General features: G+C 47.0%; 17 protein-coding genes. 8 read left to right on the top strand and 9 right to left on the bottom strand.

Annotated elements, in window-relative coordinates:
* The first annotated feature begins 137 nt into the window (after positions 1–137).
* From ESB13_RS11725 to ESB13_RS11695, 7 genes are all read left to right on the top strand, one after another.
* Positions 138–4,319: a hybrid sensor histidine kinase/response regulator transcription factor gene (locus ESB13_RS11725; protein WP_164974184.1), complete on the top strand. Its 4,182-nt coding sequence runs from the start codon at positions 138–140 to the stop codon at positions 4,317–4,319.
* 167 nt (positions 4,320–4,486) lie between these two features.
* Positions 4,487–7,639, top strand: coding sequence for a SusC/RagA family TonB-linked outer membrane protein (locus ESB13_RS11720; RefSeq protein WP_220399660.1), 3,153 nt, complete (start codon positions 4,487–4,489; stop codon positions 7,637–7,639).
* 39 nt (positions 7,640–7,678) lie between these two features.
* Positions 7,679–9,169 (top strand): RagB/SusD family nutrient uptake outer membrane protein, encoded by a 1,491-nt coding sequence (locus ESB13_RS11715; RefSeq protein ID WP_129003483.1) that lies wholly within the window; start codon positions 7,679–7,681, stop codon positions 9,167–9,169.
* A 51-nt stretch (positions 9,170–9,220) separates the two neighbouring features.
* Positions 9,221–10,270, top strand: a complete 1,050-nt coding sequence (locus ESB13_RS11710) for a glycoside hydrolase family 130 protein (RefSeq protein ID WP_129003481.1) — start codon at positions 9,221–9,223, stop codon at positions 10,268–10,270.
* A gap of 4 nt (positions 10,271–10,274) precedes the next feature.
* The gene (locus ESB13_RS11705) at positions 10,275–11,567 is read left to right on the top strand and encodes an MFS transporter (RefSeq protein WP_129003479.1); all 1,293 of its coding nucleotides are present in this window, start codon (positions 10,275–10,277) and stop codon (positions 11,565–11,567) included.
* A gap of 51 nt (positions 11,568–11,618) precedes the next feature.
* Positions 11,619–13,355, top strand: coding sequence for a hypothetical protein (locus tag ESB13_RS11700; RefSeq protein ID WP_220399659.1), 1,737 nt, complete (start codon positions 11,619–11,621; stop codon positions 13,353–13,355).
* Between the two features lie 133 nt (positions 13,356–13,488).
* Complete coding sequence (locus tag ESB13_RS11695) at positions 13,489–14,037, top strand: GNAT family N-acetyltransferase (protein WP_129003477.1); 549 nt, start codon at positions 13,489–13,491, stop codon at positions 14,035–14,037.
* A gap of 87 nt (positions 14,038–14,124) precedes the next feature.
* Here ESB13_RS11695 and ESB13_RS11690 read toward each other — a convergent pair whose 3' ends face one another.
* The 7 genes from ESB13_RS11690 to ESB13_RS11660 all read right to left on the bottom strand — a co-directional run bounded on the left by ESB13_RS11690 (position 14,125) and on the right by ESB13_RS11660 (position 19,945).
* A complete protein-coding gene (locus ESB13_RS11690; RefSeq protein ID WP_129003475.1) occupies positions 14,125–15,015 on the bottom strand; it encodes a DUF5777 family beta-barrel protein in 891 nt (296 codons plus the stop codon).
* A 9-nt stretch (positions 15,016–15,024) separates the two neighbouring features.
* Entirely contained in the window at positions 15,025–15,540 is a 516-nt protein-coding gene (locus tag ESB13_RS11685) for a YceI family protein (protein ID WP_164974183.1), read from the bottom strand.
* A 57-nt stretch (positions 15,541–15,597) separates the two neighbouring features.
* Complete coding sequence (locus tag ESB13_RS11680; protein ID WP_129003471.1) at positions 15,598–15,996, bottom strand: c-type cytochrome; 399 nt, start codon at positions 15,994–15,996, stop codon at positions 15,598–15,600.
* 13 nt (positions 15,997–16,009) lie between these two features.
* Positions 16,010–16,429 carry an OB-fold protein gene (locus ESB13_RS11675; RefSeq protein ID WP_129003469.1) on the bottom strand — a complete coding sequence of 140 codons (420 nt, stop codon included), beginning with the start codon at positions 16,427–16,429 and terminating at the stop codon, positions 16,010–16,012.
* A 37-nt stretch (positions 16,430–16,466) separates the two neighbouring features.
* The gene (locus ESB13_RS11670) at positions 16,467–17,720 is read right to left on the bottom strand and encodes an outer membrane beta-barrel protein (protein ID WP_129003467.1); all 1,254 of its coding nucleotides are present in this window, start codon (positions 17,718–17,720) and stop codon (positions 16,467–16,469) included.
* Positions 17,708–18,283: an RNA polymerase sigma factor gene (locus ESB13_RS11665; protein ID WP_129003465.1), complete on the bottom strand. Its 576-nt coding sequence runs from the start codon at positions 18,281–18,283 to the stop codon at positions 17,708–17,710. The genes ESB13_RS11670 and ESB13_RS11665 overlap by 13 nt, the downstream gene beginning before the upstream one ends.
* A gap of 150 nt (positions 18,284–18,433) precedes the next feature.
* Positions 18,434–19,945 carry a carbohydrate-binding domain-containing protein gene (locus ESB13_RS11660; protein ID WP_129003463.1) on the bottom strand — a complete coding sequence of 504 codons (1,512 nt, stop codon included), beginning with the start codon at positions 19,943–19,945 and terminating at the stop codon, positions 18,434–18,436.
* Positions 19,946–20,175: 230 nt separating this feature from the next.
* Between ESB13_RS11660 and ESB13_RS11655 the strand changes: the two genes are divergently transcribed.
* The gene (locus tag ESB13_RS11655) at positions 20,176–21,072 is read left to right on the top strand and encodes a glycoside hydrolase (RefSeq protein ID WP_129003461.1); all 897 of its coding nucleotides are present in this window, start codon (positions 20,176–20,178) and stop codon (positions 21,070–21,072) included.
* A gap of 57 nt (positions 21,073–21,129) precedes the next feature.
* On the opposite strand, the gene ESB13_RS11650 is transcribed toward ESB13_RS11655, so the two are convergent.
* Both ESB13_RS11650 and parS read right to left on the bottom strand, forming a co-directional pair.
* Positions 21,130–21,588, bottom strand: a complete 459-nt coding sequence (locus ESB13_RS11650) for an RES family NAD+ phosphorylase (RefSeq protein WP_129003459.1) — start codon at positions 21,586–21,588, stop codon at positions 21,130–21,132.
* A complete protein-coding gene (gene parS, locus ESB13_RS11645) occupies positions 21,588–22,088 on the bottom strand; it encodes a type II RES/Xre toxin-antitoxin system antitoxin (RefSeq protein WP_129003458.1) in 501 nt (166 codons plus the stop codon). Before parS ends, ESB13_RS11650 begins: the two co-directional genes overlap by 1 nt.
* Positions 22,089–22,146: the final 58 nt, after the last annotated feature.

Below are 22,146 nucleotides of genomic sequence, written 5' to 3'. Positions count from 1 at the left end.
TCATGCGGCGCCGTTTCCAAACGGCGTACTTTTTGTGGTCAACCCTTGTACCACTATAAAACCCGATGCGAATGTTGCTTGCGAAGAAGAGGATTGCCCGGTGCATTCCAATATCCGGATTATGCTGCTGTATCCTTTTGCCTGTATTGTTTTGCAGTGCGTTCTCTCAATTGCATGCCCAGCCTGTTCCGCTTGCACGCTTCCTCATTCAAAAGCTCGATAACAAGAACGGCCTCTCTAACAGCTCTGTGAATTTTCTTTATAACGACGCCGATAACCTCCTATGGGTTGCTACCTGGGATGGCCTTAACCGCTACGATGGCAGTAGTTTCCATGTATTCAATTATGGCAACACCGGTAGCAGCAGTGGCATAGGCAACAATGTCGCCCGGTTTATTACAGAAGACAAAAGGGGAAATCTTTGGGTGAGCACTATCGAAGGTATTTCCCGTTTCAATAAAACTACCGGTGCGATCAGAAACTATTTTTACGGCCAGTATCAGCGCAGCAACATCGGTGAACAGGAGTTTCAGCTGACTGTTGATACTGCCGGAACTGTGTATTGTTTTACCCAGCATGACGGGCTGCTCCGTTACGACGTGGCGGCAGATACTTTTCGCCTTTGTGTTTTACCACGCCACCCATCCGGTGTAACTAAAATGGCTTTCGACAGGTCTAATCGCCTTTGGTTGCTGAATAATGCCGGCATACTGGAAGCATACCAGGCCGATGGATGGAGCTTTAATGCTATCCGTCATGCAGCTGCCACCCGCGGCATCAATAGCTTTTTTCTCCTGAATGATGCCTTGTTTTATGTTGACGCCGGTAACCAGCTTTATCGCCTTTCCGGCAATGCGCGTCAAACAACCAGGCTGCTTACATTGCCTGCAGGGATTACTGCTATGAGCTTCTACAAAGAGCATTATCTGCTGGCGTGGGCAAACAGGGGATTTGCCGTGTATGATGCTGCTTTTCAATCGTCGTCTTTCCTGGCTGCAGAAGTACAGCAGATGCAGCATATCCGTATCACATCCTGGTGCAAGGGACCACAACAGATCTTATGGTATGGCACCGATGGTAATGGTATCATCAAAGTGTCTCCGGCAACCAAACCTTTTGTCTCTGTTGCGATGGCAGATAACAATATGCCTTACAATCGCGCTGTACGTTCATTCTGTAAAGTGAATGGAAGCCTGTGGATAGGTACCAAAGGTGGTGGTATCATAGAAATGCCGGATGTAAGTGCGGCTGCAACGGGCATTGGCAGGCGTTACTATTCTTATCCGGCATCCCTCGATAACAATGCTGTGTATGTAATGAAAGAAGGACACGATGGGCTCGTTTATATAGGCACCGATGGAGCTGGCATTGGTCTTTATGATAAAACAAACAGGCGCTTTATAAAGTGGAGTGAAGTGAGTGGAACAAAACGCTTCCCGGCCTTCGGCTCGGTATATGCCGTCCTGCCCGATAAAGACAGCTCTGTTTGGCTGGGTACCAGTGGATTTGGATTGGTGCACTTGAAATTAACTGAACAACCCGGTAAAGGCTTTGCCGTTAAGTTTATAGCGCAATACACTTCGAACAACAGTAAGAACGGTGTTAATGGTCCCGCCAATGACATTATTTATGCGCTGGCGGAAGACAGGAATAATAATCTTTGGGTAGGATGCCGCTACGGTGGTCTTAGCCTGATGAATAAGAAGTCACGCAGTTTTACATCGTATAAAGCATTTACCTATGAAGGAAGCCTGTCAAACAACGATGTATTATCTCTGTATTACGACAATGGTCATCGTCTCTGGATAGGTACAAGTTATGGCTTGAACGCGCTTAATGAAAATGAGCAGGGAAAGGCGATGCCTGTGTTTAATAAATTAACTACGGATAACGGTCTTCCCAATAATACGATTCACGCTATTCAGGAAGATGCCGCCGGCGCCATATGGGTAAGCACCAACAGGGGATTGGCCCGTGTATCGCCGGCCGTTGCTTCAGGAACGCCGGTTGCCCGTGCCGCTGCAACTGTTGATCCGGCTAATTCGTCTGCTGGTGCGCTTGCTGCCAGTTCGGCTGCTGCTCCCATGGAAGCAGCTATCAGTTATTACCAGCAGGCCGATGGTTTGCATGGCAATGAGTTTGCCGATGGCGCAGTTTACCGCGATGCGGCGGGATACCTGCTGATGGGAGGTGTCGCTGGCTTCAGTTATTTTCATCCGGCTGAAATTAAAAATACCGATGACCTGCCTAACCTGGTGCTGGCTAACCGCCGCATAGGAGAGGTCTTAAAACCCGATGATAGTTATAGCGTCATACATCCATCCGGCTCAACACCAGGCGAATATGTATTGCAGCGCAAAGAAGGTTTTATTGAAATGGAGGTAAGGGCAGTCAGCTTCTTTAATGCCGAAAAATGTAAGTTTACTTACCTGCTGGAAGGATATGATAAGATCTGGCATGAAGAAACTACGCCCGGTAAGATCATTTATACCAACCTGCCACCCGGTAACTATAAATTGAAATTGAAATGGTCTAATGGTGAAGGGCAATGGTCTCAGGAAGTTACTGCTATGCAGGTAACAGTGAAACAGTATCCCTGGCTGTCATTGCCGGCTTTGATCGCCTATGTGCTCCTGTTCCTCTGGGGCGCCTATGCAATTTACCGCTACCGTCGCAACAGGATGCTGATCCGTAATGAACTGGAACTGGAACATCGTATGAGGCTGCGGGAAGAAGAACTGCACCAGCAACGTCTTGGCTTCTTTACCAATATTGCCCACGAACTGCAAACGCCATTGACGTTGATCCTGGGTTCGGCTGAACGGTCGATGGAAAAAGACAGATCCCGTTTTATGTCGGTGATTCACCAGCAGGCTGCCCGCCTTACCTATCTCGTTCAGCAATTGCTCGATTTCAGGAAAGCGGAAGCCGATGTCGCTGATCTTAAATATGGTTATTGCGATATCTCCGAACTGCTGCACAACCTGGCAGCGCCTTTTGTTCCGCTGGCAGAACAACAGGAGAAAACCTATCGCCGCCAGATCGATGAAGGTATTTCAGGATGGATGGATAAAGACAAACTGGAAAAGATCGTCTTTAACCTGCTGTCAAATGCTTTCAGGCACTCTCCGCCACAGGCAACGGTTTTATTCGTGATGAAAAGAACCGGCGCCCGTCTTGATATGATGGTTTCCAATTCCGGCTGTCATATGTTGCCGGAGCAAATGGATAAACTCTTTACCGGCTTTTATTCGGGCTCAGCCGCCGGCAGCACGGCCGATAAATTTGGTACCGGAATAGGGCTTGCTTTTACACAGCAGCTGGTTACGATGTTACAGGGAGCCATTCATGCAGAATGTAACGATGATATAGTAACATTCCATGTACAGTTACCTCTGGTGAACAGGGATGATCACGCTTCGGCTGCAACGGTTTCGGAACATCCTTCTTTACTCTACCGTTCGGTAACAGCCTGGCATAGAGCTCCACAGGTGTATGACGCCGGCGAACAGAATAAACGTACTTACCTGACACAGGTAGTAGGCGATGAAGACCGCAAACAACTGCTCATTGTAGAGGACGATGCCGATATCCGCTACCTGCTTCGTGACCTTTTGCAGGAACACTATAATATGTATGAAGCCGTGAATGGCACAGAAGCGATCGCCTTTTTACAAAAGCATACCCCCGATCTTATTATAAGTGATATCATGATGCCTGATATGGATGGACTGGAACTGTGCCGCCGTGTAAAAGAAGCGCCGGCTACCTGCCAGATCCCGTTTATCCTGCTATCGGCCAAAGACAGTATGGAACATCAAACCCAAGGTTATGAGGTGGGCGCCGACGCCTATATCGCGAAACCTTTCCATACCGCTCATTTACTGGTGCGCATCAGGAAACTGCTCGAATACCGCGAACGAACCACGGAGATCTTCAGGGATACGGCAACCCTGGACCTGGAATCTTCCGGCATCCCCGACGCCGATAAAGCTTTTATCGATAGTGTAGTGGCCATCGTGGAGGCCGCGCTCGACGATGTAGAGCTGAATGCAGCCCGCCTGGAAAAGGAACTGGCTATGAGCAAAATGCAATTGTACAGGAAAATTAAAACCCTCTCCGGCATGACGCCGGGCGAGTTCATTAAGAATATCCGGCTCCGCCACGCAGCGCATATGCTGGCAACTACCCAGCTTACCGTATCCGAAATTTTCTACCGTACCGGCTTTAATAGCCAGTCTTATTTCTACCGTGAATTTAAAAAACGATACGACCTGGCGCCAAACGACTACCGTGCGCAGCAATCAGCTATCTCATGACCAGCCTGCATGGGACTACCCGTAAAAGCAGCCGGCTCAATGGCCGGATGTTACTATAGTGTAAGGTCCTGATACTATAGTGCAAAGTCTAACTTGTTCACCGTCATACTTTTATGGTATTAACGGTTATTTCATTACGGGTATTTAAAACAGTAATATACTGCTATATGAAAAGAAATCAGCAGGAGCGAAGCTCCCACTTATCTGCCCGGATCCGGTCTTTTCTGTACTGCACCGGCATCCTTTTTCTTAGTTTCTTATTACCTGCCATGCTCCGGGCGCAGAACCCGGATATCCGCGTTTCCGGTACCGTTTTATCGGCTTCAGGCAGCCCCTTGCAGTATGCTTCCATACAAGTGAAGCGTACTACCAGGGGAACAACTACCGATTCACTGGGTAAATTCTCTATTATGGCGCCACCATCCGGTACCCTGGTAATAAGTTACGCCGGCTACCAGCCACAGGAGGTACAGGTAGCGAATCAGTCGGCGCTATCCATTGTGCTGAACGCAGCGGTTGACAGTTCTATGAGCGATGTTGTGGTGGTAGGTTATACTACCCAGCGCCGGAACTCCATCAGCGGCGCTTTGTCTACGGTGAACATGGAAAACACCGAGGTGCGCAGGGTCGCCAATGTAGGGCAAATGTTACAAGGCCAGGTGCCCGGCCTCAATGTTACCTCCGCTACGGGGGCTCCCGGCGATGGAATTGATATTAAGGTAAGGGGCGTGGGTACCATCGGCAGTACCAGCCCGCTGTTTGTGGTAGATGGAATTCCCGCTACCGATATCACCTTCCTCAATCCTACCGATATCGCCAGCATGTCCATCTTGCGCGATGCTTCTGCCGCTGCCATGTATGGCTCCCGGTCCGCTAACGGTGTTATCGTGATCACTACCAAAACCGGTAAAAAAGGCAGGAATAGCCTCGACCTGAACTATTTCCGCGGTATCCAGCAGGCAGGCAACCTGCCCAAAATGCTCAATGGCCGGCAGTATATGGCCAAAATGGAAGAAAGCTGGAACAATACCATCGGTTATTCTCCCTCGAACAATCCTTACACTGCCGATAAGAACCGTTCCGACCTGGCCAATACCAACTGGCTGGACGAACTGTTTGAAACAGGCTACTCTCAGAACGTTCAGCTGAGCGCCAGCGGCGGCAGCGATAAAGTGCAATACCTGCTTTCCGGAACTTATTACCAGGAAAACGGTATCGTAGTGTTCGACAACGACAAATTCAGAAGGCTTACATTTCGTACCAATATTAATGCATCACTGAGCGATCGCCTCAGGGTGGGCACTAATATCCAGCTTGGTAATACTGCTTTCAGCCGTATATCATCCAGGGGAGATGCCCCTGGTATCATCCGCCATGCGCTCATCCGGCCTCCTGTGATCCCGGTTTATAAAGATCCCTCCGATCCCACCTGGAAAGCAAGGGATCCGTTCACTGATCTGCCTTTTTATAAAAATAATAACCTGGCTGCCGGTGGCTGGGAAAGTGAATACGAATACACCAGCAATCCCATTGCCCTGGCTTATTTCACAAACGACAGGGTGAATAACCTTAAAACCTTCGGTAACTTCTACGCTGAATATGGTTTCCTGAAAAACCAGGCTTTGAAGCTCCGTACCAACGTAGGTATTGATCTTACCATGGGGCATAGCAAAAAGTTCAACCAGAACTTCGGTGATGATAATGGCGGAGGCGAAGATGCCGACAAAGGACTGGGACGCCAGAACAGGCCCAACTCATTGGATGAGGCAAGAGGTGAGGAGTATGCTGTTACCTGGAACAATACATTGAACTATTCCACAAGAATTAACAAACATTCCATCAGCGCACTGGTAGGTACGGAATATATCACTTACAGAAGTGATAACATGGGCGGCTCACGCAGGCGCTTTGAATATAGTGATCCCTCCTTCCAGTATCTCGATTATGGCAGCGATGGTTCTGTAACCGATATGCGCAGTTCCGGCTCCGCAATTGAGTCTACACTATTCTCTGTCTTTGGTTCGGCTACCTATATGTACGATTCAAAGTATATGCTTACTGCTAACCTTCGCGCAGATGCCTCCTCCCGCTTTGGTCCTAATAACAGGTGGGGGTATTTCCCTTCCGTATCGGCAGGCTGGCGCATCAGCGAAGAGTCTTTCATGAAAAGCGCCAAATGGTTGTCCGATCTCAGGCTGCGTGCCAGCGTGGGTAAACTGGGTAACCAGCAGTTCGAAGATTACCAATGGCAGCAGCTCATGCGCAAAGTGGGTGACGACTATGTAATTGCCCGCTATGGCAACCCGGACCTTAAATGGGAATCTACTACACAAACCAACTTTGGTGCAGATATCACGATTGCAAGAAAGTTAAGTGTGTCTGTTGATTATTTTATCAAGAATACAAGCGATATCCTGCTTCCCGTGAACCTGCCGCTTTCTACAGGTTTTGTGGACCCAACCTATATCAATGCCGCCAAGGTGTCTAATAAAGGTATCGAACTGGCCATTAATTACAAGAACTATGATAATGCATTTAAATATGCATTAGGTGCTAACCTGGCCACTGTAACCAACAAGGTAGAACAATTACACCCTAACCTGCCTGTAAGGGTGGGTGACTATTGGAGAGACCAGCCGGGTACACCACTGGGATCTTTCTATGGTTATGTAATGGAAGGCATCTATCAGAACACAGCCGAAGTACAACAGCACCTGTTTAATACATTGAATGCAGGCGCTCCCGATCATCCACGCGAACAACCCGGAGATATCAGGTTCAAAGACCTGGATAATAATGGTGTGATCGACGATAAGGACAGAACCTTTATTGGTAATCCTGTTCCTAAAATGACCTATGGTGTTACCATGTCCGGCAGTTATAAAGGCTTTGATCTGAATATTCTCTTCCAGGGCATCCAGGACGTAGATAAGTTCAATGAAATGAAAAAGATCACTGATTATGATACGCGTCCTTTCAACCATAGCGTACGTACGCTGGAAGCCTGGAATGGAGAAGGCAGCAGTAACAGCACGCCGCGGTCTACTTTCAGCGACAATGGCAGCAGCCGCATGTCTTCTATCTACATCGAAGATGCCTCTTATATGCGTTTGAAGAACGTAGAGCTGGGATATTCCTTCAGGTCTTTACTGGGTAAAGCAGTTCCGCAGATCCAGAACCTGAGAGTATATGTGTCTGCACAAAACCTCTTTACCGTTACCCAATACAAAGGACTGGATCCGGAGTCTACCGACAGCAGGGATATGGGTACGTATCCATTGGCGAAGTCTTTCATTTTCGGTGTGAACATGACGTTCTAAAACATGCTTGAGTTTCATAGTACGCTAAACATTATAATCATGAGATCAATATATATCATAGCCACTTGTTTGCTGATAGGCACCGGCATTGGATGCTCCAAACAACTGGATAAAAAACCTATAGGCCAGCTAACGGAGGAAGATGTTCAAAGTAATCCTCAGATAGGCACCATCACCTCGTTTGTCAACCGTTCTTATCAAACACTTGCCAATACTTTAAATGTATTGGGAGGTAACTGGGATTGGACTGGTGGCACAGTTTTCCGCCCTGATATCATTCTGCAGGACATTGCTTCTGCCGATATGCAAAAGAAATGGAATCCCGACGGCGATCAGGCCTGGATCGATGAGTTTAGTTCTTTTTCGTTCACTGCCGATAACCCCGGCTTCAGAGGGCAGTGGAGTTTTAGTTATGAAGGTATTGCCCGTATCAATAAAGCCATCTCTTATCTTACCGATGAAGCGTTGATTACCCGCCTGTCTATGGATCAAACGCTCCGTAACAGGATGCTGGGAGAGGTGCTTTTCCTGAGAGCATACTACTATTTTGAACTCGTGAACTACTGGGGAGATGTGCCTTTGATCTTAACACCGCTGACTAACTTCCAGCAGGCCTACGAAGTCGCTAAAAGAGCTCCTGCGGCAGAGGTATGGGCGCAGATCGTAAAAGACCTTGGTGAAGCAAAGAACCTGTTACCTAATACAAAATATGCCGATAATACCGATAAGTGGCGTGTGTCGAAAGGAGCTGTGATTGCTATGCAGGCAAAAGTGGCACTGTTCCAGGAGCGCTGGAACGATGTTATTACCCTGGTGAATGAACTGGAAACAACCGGTTTCTATCACCTGAACGCGAACTATTTCGACAACTTTGCCGTTGCCAAAGAATACGCTGATCAGGAGGTGATCTTTTCCTATAACCATGTAACCGGGCAAGTACCCGCAAATGGTAACGGCCTTTGCGCGATCATGGACTGGGGCTTTATGGCGCCTACAGCAAACTTCCTGGCTGCTTTTGAAGCCAATGATCCCAGGTTGTTATATACGGTTAATACTACAGCGCAGGCTTCTTATAAAATATTGGGCGAAACCAACACCGGTAATAAAGGAAACGAACAATCTCCTTCTAATAAGGTCCTGATCCGTTTTGCAGATGTGCTGTTATGGAAAGCGGAAGCATATAACGAAATCAATAACCCGGCCGCTGCCATAGCATTGATCAACCAGGTAAGACAGCGTGCACGTACTACGGTTACTGCCACCGGCGGCACAGCACCCGCAGGCACTTTACCCGACAGGAATGTAAGTGCAACGGATAAGGCTACCGTGAAAAACTGGCTGATGCAGGAAAGAAGGGTAGAGCTTGGCTTTGAGTCACATCGCTTCCTCGACCTCAAACGCTGGAAAACTGCAAAGTCATTTCTTACAGGCATCGGCCGCAACTTCCAGGATAGGCATTACTTATATCCCGTTCCACAAATAGAGATCGACAGGTCAGGTGGTACTATGGCGCAGAATGCTGATTATTAATAAAGCGTTATTTAGTTTGAAAACACCAGGCATTATTTAAATAATAAATGAATGAAAGATATAGCAAGGCGTTTTGCCGCAAACCCGTTATTGGCGCCCGCAGATCTGAAGCCCTCCAGGGAGGGCCTTCAGATCGCCTGCCTGCTGAACCCCGGCGTATTTGAATATGACGGTAAAACCTGGATGCTGATCCGTGTAGCAGAAAGGCCGGTACAGAAAGATGGTATTATCTCGTTTCCGGTTTTAACGCCAACAGGTATGCGTATCATGGAAATTGCTACAGATGACCCGGAACTGGATGCTTCTGACCCGCGTGTGATTACTTATAAAGGAGCCGATTACCTGACGACATTATCTCATCTGCGTCTTGTATGCAGTGAGGATGGCATCAGGTTCTATGAACCCGGGGGGTATCCTTTATTACAGGGCTCCGGCATCCTGGAAGCCTTTGGTATCGAAGATTGCCGTGTTACACTGCTGGAAGGCAGGTATTATCTCACCTTCACCGCCGTATCTGAAAATGGAGTAGGAGTAGGCATGCGTACCACCGTCAATTGGGATGAGTTCGAGAACCATGGTATGATACTGCCGCCGCATAATAAAGACTGCGCCATCTTTGAAGAAAAGGTCAATGGTCTGTATTATATGCTCCACCGTCCCAGCAGCGTTGACCTGGGTGGTAACTATATCTGGCTGGCGTCCTCTCCCGATGGACTGCATTGGGGGAATCACCACTGTCTGGTAAAAACCCGCCCGGGGAAATGGGATAGTGCACGTGTAGGCGCCGGGGCTGCGCCCATTAAAACAGAAAAGGGATGGCTTGAAATTTATCATGGTGCCAACGAAGCACATGAATATTGCCTGGGCGCTGTATTGCTCGATTTACAGGATCCGTCGAAAGTGCTTGCCCGGACAGATACTCCTATCATGGTGCCGTCTGCCGATTATGAACTTAATGGCTTCTTTGGTAAAGTGGTTTTTACAAACGGGCATATTGTTCATCCGGATGGTGATACTATCACCGTTTACTATGGTGCTGCCGATGAGTTCGTATGTGGCGCAGATTTTTCGCTGAAAGCGATCCTGGATCTATTAAAATAATCTTATGGCGAACAAACTAAGCAGTGAAGTTGCGCACTTTAATAGCCAGCCACATAATTTCCGGATATTGGTGCTCACCAACCTGGTGTATGCATTCGTGCTGCCGGTGATCGATATTTTTGTGGCCGCCTACGTCATGCGTAATTCCAATGATCCCACCAAAGTGGTGATCTACCAGCTCACTATTTATACCGGCATCCCGCTTACCTTTCTCCTGAATGGATTCCTCCTGAAACACTTTAACATCAGGAAACTGTATTCAATAGGTATGATGTTAAGCGCCGTGTCTATGATGGTGATGATGTCTTTGAAAACACTTGACCTTACAGGTATTGGTATAGCAGGTATCATTATGGGAATGTCTTTCGGCTTTTACTGGTCGAACCGCGACTATCTGGCGCTGGCAATTACCAATGATGGCAACCGTAACTATTACTATGGGCTGGAGACCTTCTTTTATACTATCATAGCAGTAGTGATCCCGGTGGTCATTGGCTGGTTTATAGAATCGCACGACGGAGCGGCGGCGGTTCAAAGGGCTTATTCCATTATCACAGGTGTGGTGCTGGTGATAACTATTCTGGCTTCTGTTGTCTGCTTCCGTGGCCATTTTACCAATCCGGTACAGCGGAAGTTTGTTTATTTCAAATTCCATCCCCTTTGGTACCGCATGTTGTTCCTGGCATTGCTGAAAGGTTTGGCACAGGGTTTCCTGGTCACTGCACCGGCAATGCTTATCATGCGTTTACTGGGAAAGGAAGGCGCTTTGGGTACTGCCCAGTCGGTCGGCGCTATTATCGCAGCTATAACGATGTATGTGCTTGGCAGAATTACAAAGCCTTCGCATAGGGTTGCTGTATTTGCCGGGGGGCTTATCCTGTTTACGATGGCGGCAGTGATCAATGGTATCCTGTTTAACGGGCTGGGAGTGATCTTGTTTATGCTTTTCCTGCTTATGGCAAAACCACTGATGGATCTCGCTTATTTCCCTATCCAGTTCCAGGTGATAGATGTTTTGTCTAAGATCGAAAAGCGTGGAGAGTTTGCCTATATCTTAAACCATGAGGCAGGACTATACGTCGGCCGTTTTATGGGAGCGGGCGTATTTCTTTTGCTGGCATATGGTTATTCTGTTGAAATAGCCTTACGTTATGCCATCATTATTATTGCTGTGTTACAACTGTATTCTATTATACTTTCCAAACGCATCATAAAGGAAAGCCAGGCCCTGGGAGCGGAAGCTCCTGCTCCTGCAGATACCATTGATCCGGTTGAAGCAACGATGCATTCTGTTTGATAACTATTCAAAAACAGGCACTTATTTGATAACCGTTCAGATGTTATAACTATGAGGATTAGTATTTTATTGACAGGTCTTGTATTACTGGCGGCTGCCTGCCAGGATCATAAAGCCGGGGCGAATAAAGGTAAAGCGATAGCTCAGCTGAACCTGCAGCGCGTTGACTCCATGCCCGACCTGCCACAGCCGCTGGAGATTATAGACTATCGCCAGTTGGCCTTACGTTTCGATAGTGTAGTATACGACAGGAATGCTACCGGTCCCTATTGGCCTTTGATATGGTTCGATAGCAGTCATAAAAATTTCCGGCAAACTGTTGCAGGCTTATATACAGCGATCGGCGATGTACGCCAGGGCCCCGGCGTTCATAAAGGCATGTTTCATGAAGCGCTGAATACTATGGGCGCCGTGCTTGGCGCCACACTCGTTGGTATCAATAAAGCCAACCAGCAGGAACTGGATTATGTAAGTATGCTGAAGAATTATTTTAATAAGGACGTTCACTGGAATATAATGATGAACAATACCTGTCCGGAAGTCGCGCTGCTGGGCGGCGGGTACGGCCGCGACTGGTGGTACGATGTATATCCTAATGTACTGTTCTATGCTGTGTACGATAAGTATCCCCATGCTCCCGGCTTCGATACCATAGCGCGTACCATTGCAGATAAATTCTACGCCGCAGACTCTATCCTGGCTGGTAATTATAACTATTCCTACTTCGACTATGCGCAAATGAAACCCATGAAAACGCAGATCTGCGCGCAGCCGGATGCCGCAGCCGGTCATTCCTGGGTACTGTATTCCGCTTATAAAAAATTTGGTGATAAAAAGTACCTGGAAGGCGCTAAAAGCGCATTAAAGGCCTTGCAGTCACAACCCGAAAACCCTACTTACGAAGTGCTGATGCCCTTTGGAGCCTATATGGCGGCGCGCATAAATGCGGAGGAGTCGGAGAACTATGATCTGGCAAAAATGCTGGCATGGAGCTTTGATGGCACACCCAAATGCCGCGAAGGCTGGGGAGTATTGGTAGGGCGCTGGAACGATATCGATATCTCCGGTATCGTAGGCAGCACAGTTGATCATGGTGGTTACGGCTTCCTTATGAATACTTATGATGCTGCCTGGCCGCTCGTTCCTATAGTGCGTTACGATCAGCGTTACGCAAAAGCTATCGGTAAATGGATGCTGAATGCGGCTAATGCTTCCCGGTTCTTTTACCCGCAATATATCCCCAAAGAACATCAGGCTATTCCTGATCAGGCCGCGGTAACAAAAGGGGTGATCGGCTACGAGGGATTGGTTTGGCATGCCACTTACGAAGAATATGAACACATCAAAGGGCCGGTAGCCCAGGGCGACGGTCCTAAATGGGTACCTGGTAAAAATCCGGCAGTTTCACAGTTTAGTGTCTATGGCAGCGCCCATGTGGGCATCTTCGGCAGTATCATACGTAACACTGCTGTGCCAGGGATACTACAACTCGACCTGCTGGCTACCGACTTCTTCCGCGCCGGGGCGTACCCTACTTACCTGTATTACAATCCCTATAAAGAAGAGAAAGAAGTAAGTTTGAAAGCAGATGAGGGTAAAAATTATGACCTCTATAATACCGTTGCCGGCAGCTTTATAGCAAAGAATGTAAAGGGCAATGCATCGTTTAAGATCCCTGCCGGAGAAGCTGTTGTAATGGTATGTACACCTGCTGGCGGAAGACAAACTTTGGAAGGAAAGAAGATGCTGGTAAATGGTGTTGTGGTTGACTACCAGGTGAAAAAATAAACCAGGGCAAAACTTGAAAGGTTGTTTCTAATGACCAGCCTGGTAGGTTCTTAAAAGGCCGGTAATAGGGAATGTTCATACCGAATGACTATATTGGTGTATTGATTATTGATTGAAGAAAAACCCAAACGCCATGCAATCATTCCCACAACTAGAAACGGAAAGGCTTTTGCTGAACGAATTACAGGAAACGGATCTGCAAAACCTGGTGCAATATGCCAATAACAAAAAGGTTTCGGAATATACGCTGAACCTGCCTTACCCGTATAAAGAGGAAGACGCATTGTATTGGCTGGATACTGTTCGTAAAGGCTTTGAGCATAAATCTCAGTTCTTTTTTGCGATCAGGTTAAAAGAGGATGGTGAATTTATAGGAGGTATTGGCCTGGTGCCAGACCAAAGACATAAAAGGGCAGAGATCGGCTACTGGTTAGCTGAGCCTTTCTGGAACAGAAATATTCTGACTGAGGCCGCCATGGCTGTAATAGATTTTGGTTTCAATGCCATGGAACTTAACAAGATCACTGCACACTACCTGGAAGGAAATCCTGCATCGGGACGGGTAATGCAGAAATGCAGCATGGAAAAGGAAGGCGAGCTGAAAGAGCATATTTACAAGGACGAACGGTTTTACGATATAGAGATCTACGGGTTGACAAGAAGCAGCTATCTTTCTTTATAGGTTATTGTGGACCGGCCGTATCATACTTTGAAAGGTATCCCCAGGTGTTTGACTTGGGAGGATGGATCAAAGCATGATACGGCTTTTTTATTTCCTGTTCCAGTTGAATGATCTTGAAATGTTAAAACCAAAATAGATATCGCCGTTGCCCCAGCTGCCTGTATTCTTTGCCAGATAATAAGGCGCTGCCATGCCAGCTGCATTGGTAACTACCAGCTGGAATACATGCCCGCCGGTTTCTATACTTACGCCAAATGAAAGAGAGCGGGTTATATTGGACGAGACCGCCTGGTTAGGCAGAAGATAGTTGTACTCGGCATCCAGGCTCATACGTTTGGTAAACTTCCACCTGCCTCCGGCGCTTAATACAAATACATCGTTCTTGTCGTCAGGAGTTGGAACCAGGTTCATATGGATCCACGAAGGAGCCAGTTCCAGCGACAGGCTGCGTGAGAATTTACGGGCGATCAGCAACTGTGATACATAACTGGTGCGGTAACGCGCATTGAGATAAGGCTTATCGCTATAACGCAAAGTATAATGATTGACCAGCTCATATAAACTTACTGAAATGGGAATGCTGTGCTCTGTCTGTTGTAATAGTTTATACTTTAATGATCCGTCCAAGGCTTTGTCAAGTGTACTTCTTCCAATGCCTATCGATAAACGGTCTGTGAGTCCATAATCAAGGCCGAATCTGATAGTGGCGTTGTCAAGGCCAAATAGAGCGTAAGCCCCCTCGTTAAGTTTCCCGAACCGGTGCATGATCAGGAATTGAAGTGTTTTCTTTGCCGGTGATTCCGTTGTTGGTAAATTAATGAGCTGTGTGGCTTTGAATGTGCCTGTTACTTCCTGCGGTTGCCGGCTGTCGGCATTTAATGAATCGTCCAGCAGACGTAATAACGAACTGTCCTGGGCCTGCAGTTGCATGCATTGTAGCATAAGAAATGAAAAAAGAAAAAGGTATGTTCTCTGCATAATAGGATTCTATTTTACGGTAGAGCAGTTGGCCGAAACCTCTACAGTGATTTGTGACGCAATTTTTTCTTTTACCAGGGATGGTATCTTGATGTTATAGTCCGATGGCCTTACTGTGAATATGGCGGTGCTGCTTAGCCCTTTAGGCATGATCTCCAGCGTCGCCGGTATCTTTACAGGTTGTGATACGCCATGTAAGGTAAGCTGTCCCTGGATCTCTACCGGATACTTGCCGGGTGTGGCGGGTATGTTCTCTTTAAAAGAACCGGTGAAGCTTGCTTTCGGATACTTGTCGCTTTCTACATAGTTTTCATTAAAATGATCCTGCATGAGTTGCTTGTCGAATAGGAAAGCTTTCAGCAGCAAGGTGAAGGCTACAGTTTTCGTAGACAGGTCAATGGCTGCGTACACCTGTTTATTCACTGCTTTGATATCCTCCATAGGCGTTTTGGAATAAAAGCTGACCTGCCCGTTACGGGTAAGATAGGTTTGGCCATGTGCAGACATATATGATACTGCGGCCATTAGAATTGTGGTTAACTTTTTCATATGCTGAAAATGATAGGATGCTTAAATAATATGTTAGTTGTTGAGCATGCCGCGATTGATCCAGCTTCTGATCTTGTTGATATCGCAATCAGATAGCTTGCCACCTTGCGGCATGGGAGGTACGCCGGACGCATGTGTGATCACTGCCAGTAGTTTGCCGCTTGCTGCCTGTGTTTTGAGCTTGTCGTAACTGTCAAGAGAAACACCGCCTGATGTGACTCCGTTGCCGTGGCAGCTGTAACAGTTGGTTCTTATAATGGGCAATACATTGGCGGTGTATTGCATGTTGACTGTATCGCAGGTAGGTGTGGGGGTGCCTCCGCCGCCATTGCCGGGATTGCTTACGGTAGCTTCATTGCTTTTGGAACAAGACAGTGCTAACAGGCAGCACAACACCGCTCCTGCAAGCAGGAGGTTGATTTTGCTCTTCATATATGTGTTTTATTTATTGAATGGAAATGATACTGGCGTCAGAAATATTTACATCAAACAGGAAGCCTGTGCAGCGCCCTTTGATCTTTACGGTTTGTCCTTTTACGGGTTTGTCTGAATCTTTATCTGTTATGCTACAGTTGACACCGCCTCCTGTTTTTTCGTCGCCGGTAAGAAGCACTGAAAAGTTATTGCCCGCAGCCTGCACTTCTGAAACGATCCCGTTTACTTCCAGTATTTTATTGCTAAACTGTTTCCCTGCCTGTTGTTCATTACTTCCATATGCCTGGTACAATGCCTTTGCCTCGATTGTGATCTCGGTCTTCTCTTCCGCCGCAGTTGTTCGCGGCTTCTGATAGAGATAGTAAGCGCGGAAGCCTGCCAGCAGGCATAGAAGTGCTATTGCAAAAAGAACAATGTTTTTTCGCTTCATGTATGCTAAGCTTAATGTGTGATCTGTTATGCTATTGTCAGTGAAGGGGTTTTGTGATGCCGATGTTTAACCCGAAGCTCGTGATCGGAAGGCCGCCCCAGCCAAGTCCGGTAACGGGTATTTTTACATAAGGCTCTATTCGCATATTGCCCATTTTGCCCAGTCGTCTTTCATATCCTATTCCTGTATGAATGACCGAAAACCAGTTTCGGGTCTCATTATCGTATATAACATTTCCTTTGGCTATGGTGCCATACCTGTTATAGGTATAGTCGTAATTCTCGCGGTTCATGATATAGGAAGACAAGCCTGCATTGACATACCAGCTGTGTTGCTTTCTGATACTGAAAGTATAGCGTGCCTGCACAGGTATTTCAAACATGCGGCACCATCCGTCTATATCCAGTATGTTCCAGTTCGGGGGTACCTTTTCAGGATTAAGATGTTCACCTGTTGAGTAATAATATTTTCTGTCCCAGAGCAGGCCGGTTTCCACAGAAAGGCGTTTTGAAAAAGAATAACCCGCTATAATGCCAAGTCCATATCCCGGTTTGCCAGGTCTCTGCCATTTTACCATACTGAGATCGGGACTCACTATAAAACCGGCATACCACCCCTTCGCTGCGCTTTTCTTTTCGTTTTTCAAAACAGCCTTTCCGTCTGAAACCGGCTTCCCGGAGAAACCAGTAATAGTGTCTTGGGTATTCCCTTTAACTGTAGCCTGCCCGGTAACTTGCCTGTTGGTATCTATGTGTTGGGCTATAGTTTCTCTTTCCGGGAGAATCAGCGCCTGTTGGTTTGCTTTTACAGTAGCAGGCAGTTCACCAACTGGCTGAGGCTGGTGGACAAACCGGTTACGTTCTGTCTGAACAGACCCGGTAGTTGGGATAATAACAGGCTGTTTTTTGTAATGAACCTGTTCAACGGCTGGCTTAACAGGTTTAGGGGGCTGTCCGCCTGCGGGGTAGGAGTTGCCGGTGTTTGGCCGGCCCGCTGTCAGACCTTGCCCATTCGTCTGCTTATTGATTAGGCGGGCCTGACGAACGGATTGTTCCGCTGCTTCATGTGTGTGGCGGCCCCCCTGCCTCAGATGTGCGATGAAAAACACGGGCAAAAGCAATAACAACCATAACCACCGGAGGCTGCTGGCGGGCTTTACCTCTTTGACAGGTTTATGCTGTTGCTGCAGGCGACTTTGAATGGCGTCCCAATTCGCTCCGTCTATTTTTAGAGGGTATCGGGCCGCGGCTTCGCGAAACAGTTCGTCCATATCGTCGTCTAGTTGCTGCATATATCAGACTCCTGTAGGTCGTTATTCATTTTTTTTTGTAAATGGGCTCTTGCCTTCGCCAGGTTTGATTTTGATGTTCCTGTTGTGATGCCAAGCTGGCTGGCGATCTCCTGGTGGGAGAAGCCGTCGATCACATACATATTAAATACCACCCTGTACGATGGAGGCAGCTCCTTGATCTGAACAATAAGTTCTTTATGAAACAAACGTTGTTCTGCCGACTGCCCCGGATCTGCTTCTTCCCAGATATGCTCGGGGATGCCACCTATTTCGGGCATCATCTCCTGTTTGCGTAAGGCATCGATGGCCGTGTTCACCATGATCTTCCGGATCCATCCCATCAGGATTTTCTCAAGATGTTCCGGTTCCTGGCAATGAAAACGGCTGAAATTGCCAAAAAGCTTTACAAAGCCATCGTTCGACACGTCCACGGCTCTGTCGTACCGGTAGATATACCGGAATACAATCTTCAGCGCGTAGCCATAATAACGCTCGTATAGCGCCCGCTGGTAACGGGGCTCGTTGCCTATACAGCCAATTACTATGGTAGCCAGTAATTCCAATTCGCAGTGCTCGTTTATATAATTTTTATACAGTAATAGTACGTGGCTTTGCGGGAATGGTTGCCTGGCAACGAAAATATTTTTTAAAAAAAGAGGACGGCTTTACGGGCCGTCCTGGAATAAATGGATTAGTATGTATGCTGAACGGTATTAGTTCCTGCTGATGCTGCCGCCTATTTGTGTAACTACACTGCTGGTAGTAAAGCTGGCGCCTTTTGTTCCCGGTGTGTAAGTGCCACTGGTATAAAGACCCTGGAAGCTGGTGGCGTTGGTAACACTGCCTCCGGTGTACACATTGTAAGTGGTGTTGGCTTTTAGCTTGCTGCTGGCAAATAGCAGGGTGCTGTAGCTGGTTGGACTAAGGAAGGTAAGCGCTTCTGTACCGTCCGCCGCTTCAATATGGATGATCTGGTTGGCGTTGCCGCCGCCCATAACTACAGAGCGTACTGTTGATACACTTGCTGTAGGGCCGCTGGTGGCGCCGCCGGTTCCTACAACGATCCCCCCTGTGATCTTGAAAGTTCTGGCATCACAGTCGATACCTGCTTCAGGTGATTTTGACCCTATAGCTATCACTTTGCCGCCGGTGATGGTAAAGGTGCCGTTGGAGTCCATGGCATCATTGCCGGTGCTGTAAGAATATACGTAGCCACCATTGATGTAAATGGCAGTACCTGCATTGAGCCCGTCATCGGCCGTTTTCGTGATAATATGACCATCGTTGATGGTAAGTACACTTTTGCTTTCAATCCCTTCTCCTTCGGTAGTGGTAATATTGATATTGCCGCCATTGATGGTAACGTAGGGATCAATGCTGGTATCTCCTTCTTCATAAGAGGCTGCTATGCCATCGTCTGCTGCGGTTATATTAATAGTGCCGGCGTTGACAATAATATATCCTTCGTCGGCTTCTATGCCGTCGCTTGATGCTGTGATGTTAAGGGTGCCGCCATCTATGATAACTGCTTCATTCGTGTGAATGCCATCGGTAACTGCTCCTGTTATTGTTATTGTGCCTGTGCGAACGCGTATATAATCATCGCTTGCAATACCGTGTTTGTAGTTTCCTTTTACGCTCAGGCTGCCGCTGCCGCTGAATATAAGTTGTCCTTCGCTGAATAGGCAGGCTTTCTGATCTTCTGTTGACGTGGCGTAACTGCTGCCATCGGTAAGTGTATTGGTGGTATTGTCGGCCAGAATTATAAATGCCCGTTTCTTTGACTGTATGTTGATAGCCGGGCCTGTAGTGTTTGTAATATTCACTCCGTTAAGTGTGAGTTTGAATTTATTATCGCTATAGAGTTTTACACCCCCATTGGTGGTAGTTCCGGATAACACATATTCAACGGCTTTCGCGGTAGATGTAATGGTAACCAGTGACCCGCTTTGCGTAATGGTGACGCCGCTGGCTTCAAGTGGATTGGTGATGGTAACAGTACTTCCGAAGTGGATGGTAACGGTATTGGTGAAGGAGGAATTCTCTAAAAGATCATCGGCATTGGCGCCGGTTTCTGCAGAGCCTTCAGCGGTTGCCGATACAATGCCGGTACTATCTATATTGCTGGTGGTTCCGGAGCTTATAGTATCGCTGTCGTTTTTGGAGCAGGCTACTGCGCTAACCAGCAACAGCAGGCTCAGGGCCAGGTTTCTCTTCTGTTTCATGTCTTCTTTTTTTATGACTGGGTTAATCTCTCTAACGTATGAGGATACCCGGCTATTATTGAAATGCTGCCTGCTTATGGGTGAATTGCGACGAACTGATAAAATGTATAGATGAACTGAGGATGGCTGTCGTTAAGAATTTTCTGTGTTTCGTGGAGCCCGGCAGTCTGTTAAAATATAATTGTAATGCGTTAATATGTTATCGCTGTAGTTTGGCAGATATTAGTAGTATGAAATTTTTGAATGGCTTACTGTTGGCGGTAGGAGTGGCGATGAGCATAACTCCTGTATCGGCACAAACTAAGCAATCCTTATCTGGATCTTATAACCAGCAGATGGTGACTGCTCCTTCACCTGCGTTGAAGGCTGATAGTTTTTATAAGAAATATGCTGATGCTTTTGGTATCCCTGTTTTATCATCCGGTAAAGTACCAGATGATGCATTGCTGGTAGCGCGTGATATTGTTAACTATATGCTGGTAAAGCGTCCTGATATCCGTTCAATGCTGGTGCAACAGGGAGCGCGTGTACTGGTGATGGCTGAGACGGAAATGGAAACAGACCTGCCTGAACGGAGTCAGTGGAAAAAACCTGCAAAGAATGATCCCAGGCTTACTCCATCAGAAAGAGAGAACTATGATAAGCCCGGTGGCATTGCAAGTGTATCTGATAAGGCCTACTGGAATGCAAGAGCAAGAGGCATGGGAGGTACTGTTACATCCTGTGCCGAAGAAAACCTGCTGGGGTATGCCGGTACAAGGTATTATGGTGAAAATATCCTGGTACATGAATTCAGTCATAATATAATGAATGCGATGCGTCGTGCGGATACTGCGCTGATACGTGAAATACATGCCGCTTATGAAAATGCAAAAGCAAAAGGAATGTATAAGCGGCAATATGCGATCAATACCGTTGATGAGTATTGGGCGGAAGGTACGCAATGGTGGTTCTGGAGTAATTATGAATTCTATGATGACGAACAACGGATTCAAAGCCCGGACGATTTGAAGGCTTATGATCCTGTGCTTTTTGATCTTCTTGACAGGGTGTATGCCGGGCATCATATCCCCGCTGATATCTACTATGGGCGGAATGTGCGGCCTGCGAAGATTGTAGCGCATTGATTTCCCGCCGCAGCTGGAAAGCTGATCATACAAGACAGTTCTATGGAGCGAATTGTTTTATTCAAAAATCCGCTTGTCGAATGGGAATTTGCTGACTTCCGTGATAAGTATTCTTTTAAATTCAGGATGGAGCGGGTTGATCAGTAAGTTGTAGTCGCCACTGGTTACGGCAGATGGGACTTGCAGCACACAGTACAGCGATTCCATTACAAAGTTATCACCGGTGTATTGTGTTGAAACAGGGTGGGGGAATGCGTTCCAGCCTGCAGGTAGTTCCGTTGGTGAAATTTTTTGCAGTGAAATGTTGTCCGGTATAAAAACTGAAACCATCATGTAATCCTGGGGAAGTGTGCCCAGTGTAAGATGTACTGCTACTTCGGCCATTGCCAATGACCTGTTGGATGCCAGGTAAATCAGTTCTTTACCAATAGAATTCCATCTTGCGCCGTACAGTGCAGCGCCAATTCCTGATAAGGGTGTAGCGTATTTTTCACGGGCAAGCCTGTATGCTTCCATTATACCAAAATTCCGTAATTGATCTTTGTTAATTCTGCCACTACCATGGCTTTGCCGTAGGAGTCTTTTAATAATTCGGCTGGCTGTAAGCTCCCCAGCGCATAATTGGGAGTATCGAGCCATAGCTTGAATTTGTCCATGCTGCCAAATACATCAAGCCCCATATTAGTTACTTCTGCCATTTCAATAATTTTTTCACTTAAGCTGGGTTTAAATGTTCGGTCATCTTGCCTGTAACGTTGCAGGGATTTAACCGATATATCCAAAAAATCGGCCCAGTAATGATCATCGAAAGGAGTAAAGCGCTGGATGAGATCGAAGAAAGCATAAGGTACGCCTCCCCGGATCACACAAACCAGTAGCAGTTTATTGGATAAGAAATCGGAGAAAGTGAGTTGATCGTGCTGGACTGTATACACCTTATCTGAACAGGCTTGCTGAACCATATTTTTTATTTGTTTATCCAGCTTCTTCTGTAATGATATGTCTGCAAAGCGCATAACAAAAAGTGTTTACTCAAAGGTAGTACAAATGTCTATAATTTAAGACAATTGTCTT

Source organism: Filimonas effusa (genome assembly GCF_004118675.1).
Taxonomy (GTDB): domain Bacteria; phylum Bacteroidota; class Bacteroidia; order Chitinophagales; family Chitinophagaceae; genus Filimonas; species Filimonas effusa.
Note: the sequence above shows the minus strand (reverse complement) of the source record. Positions and strands in the feature narration are given on the sequence as shown.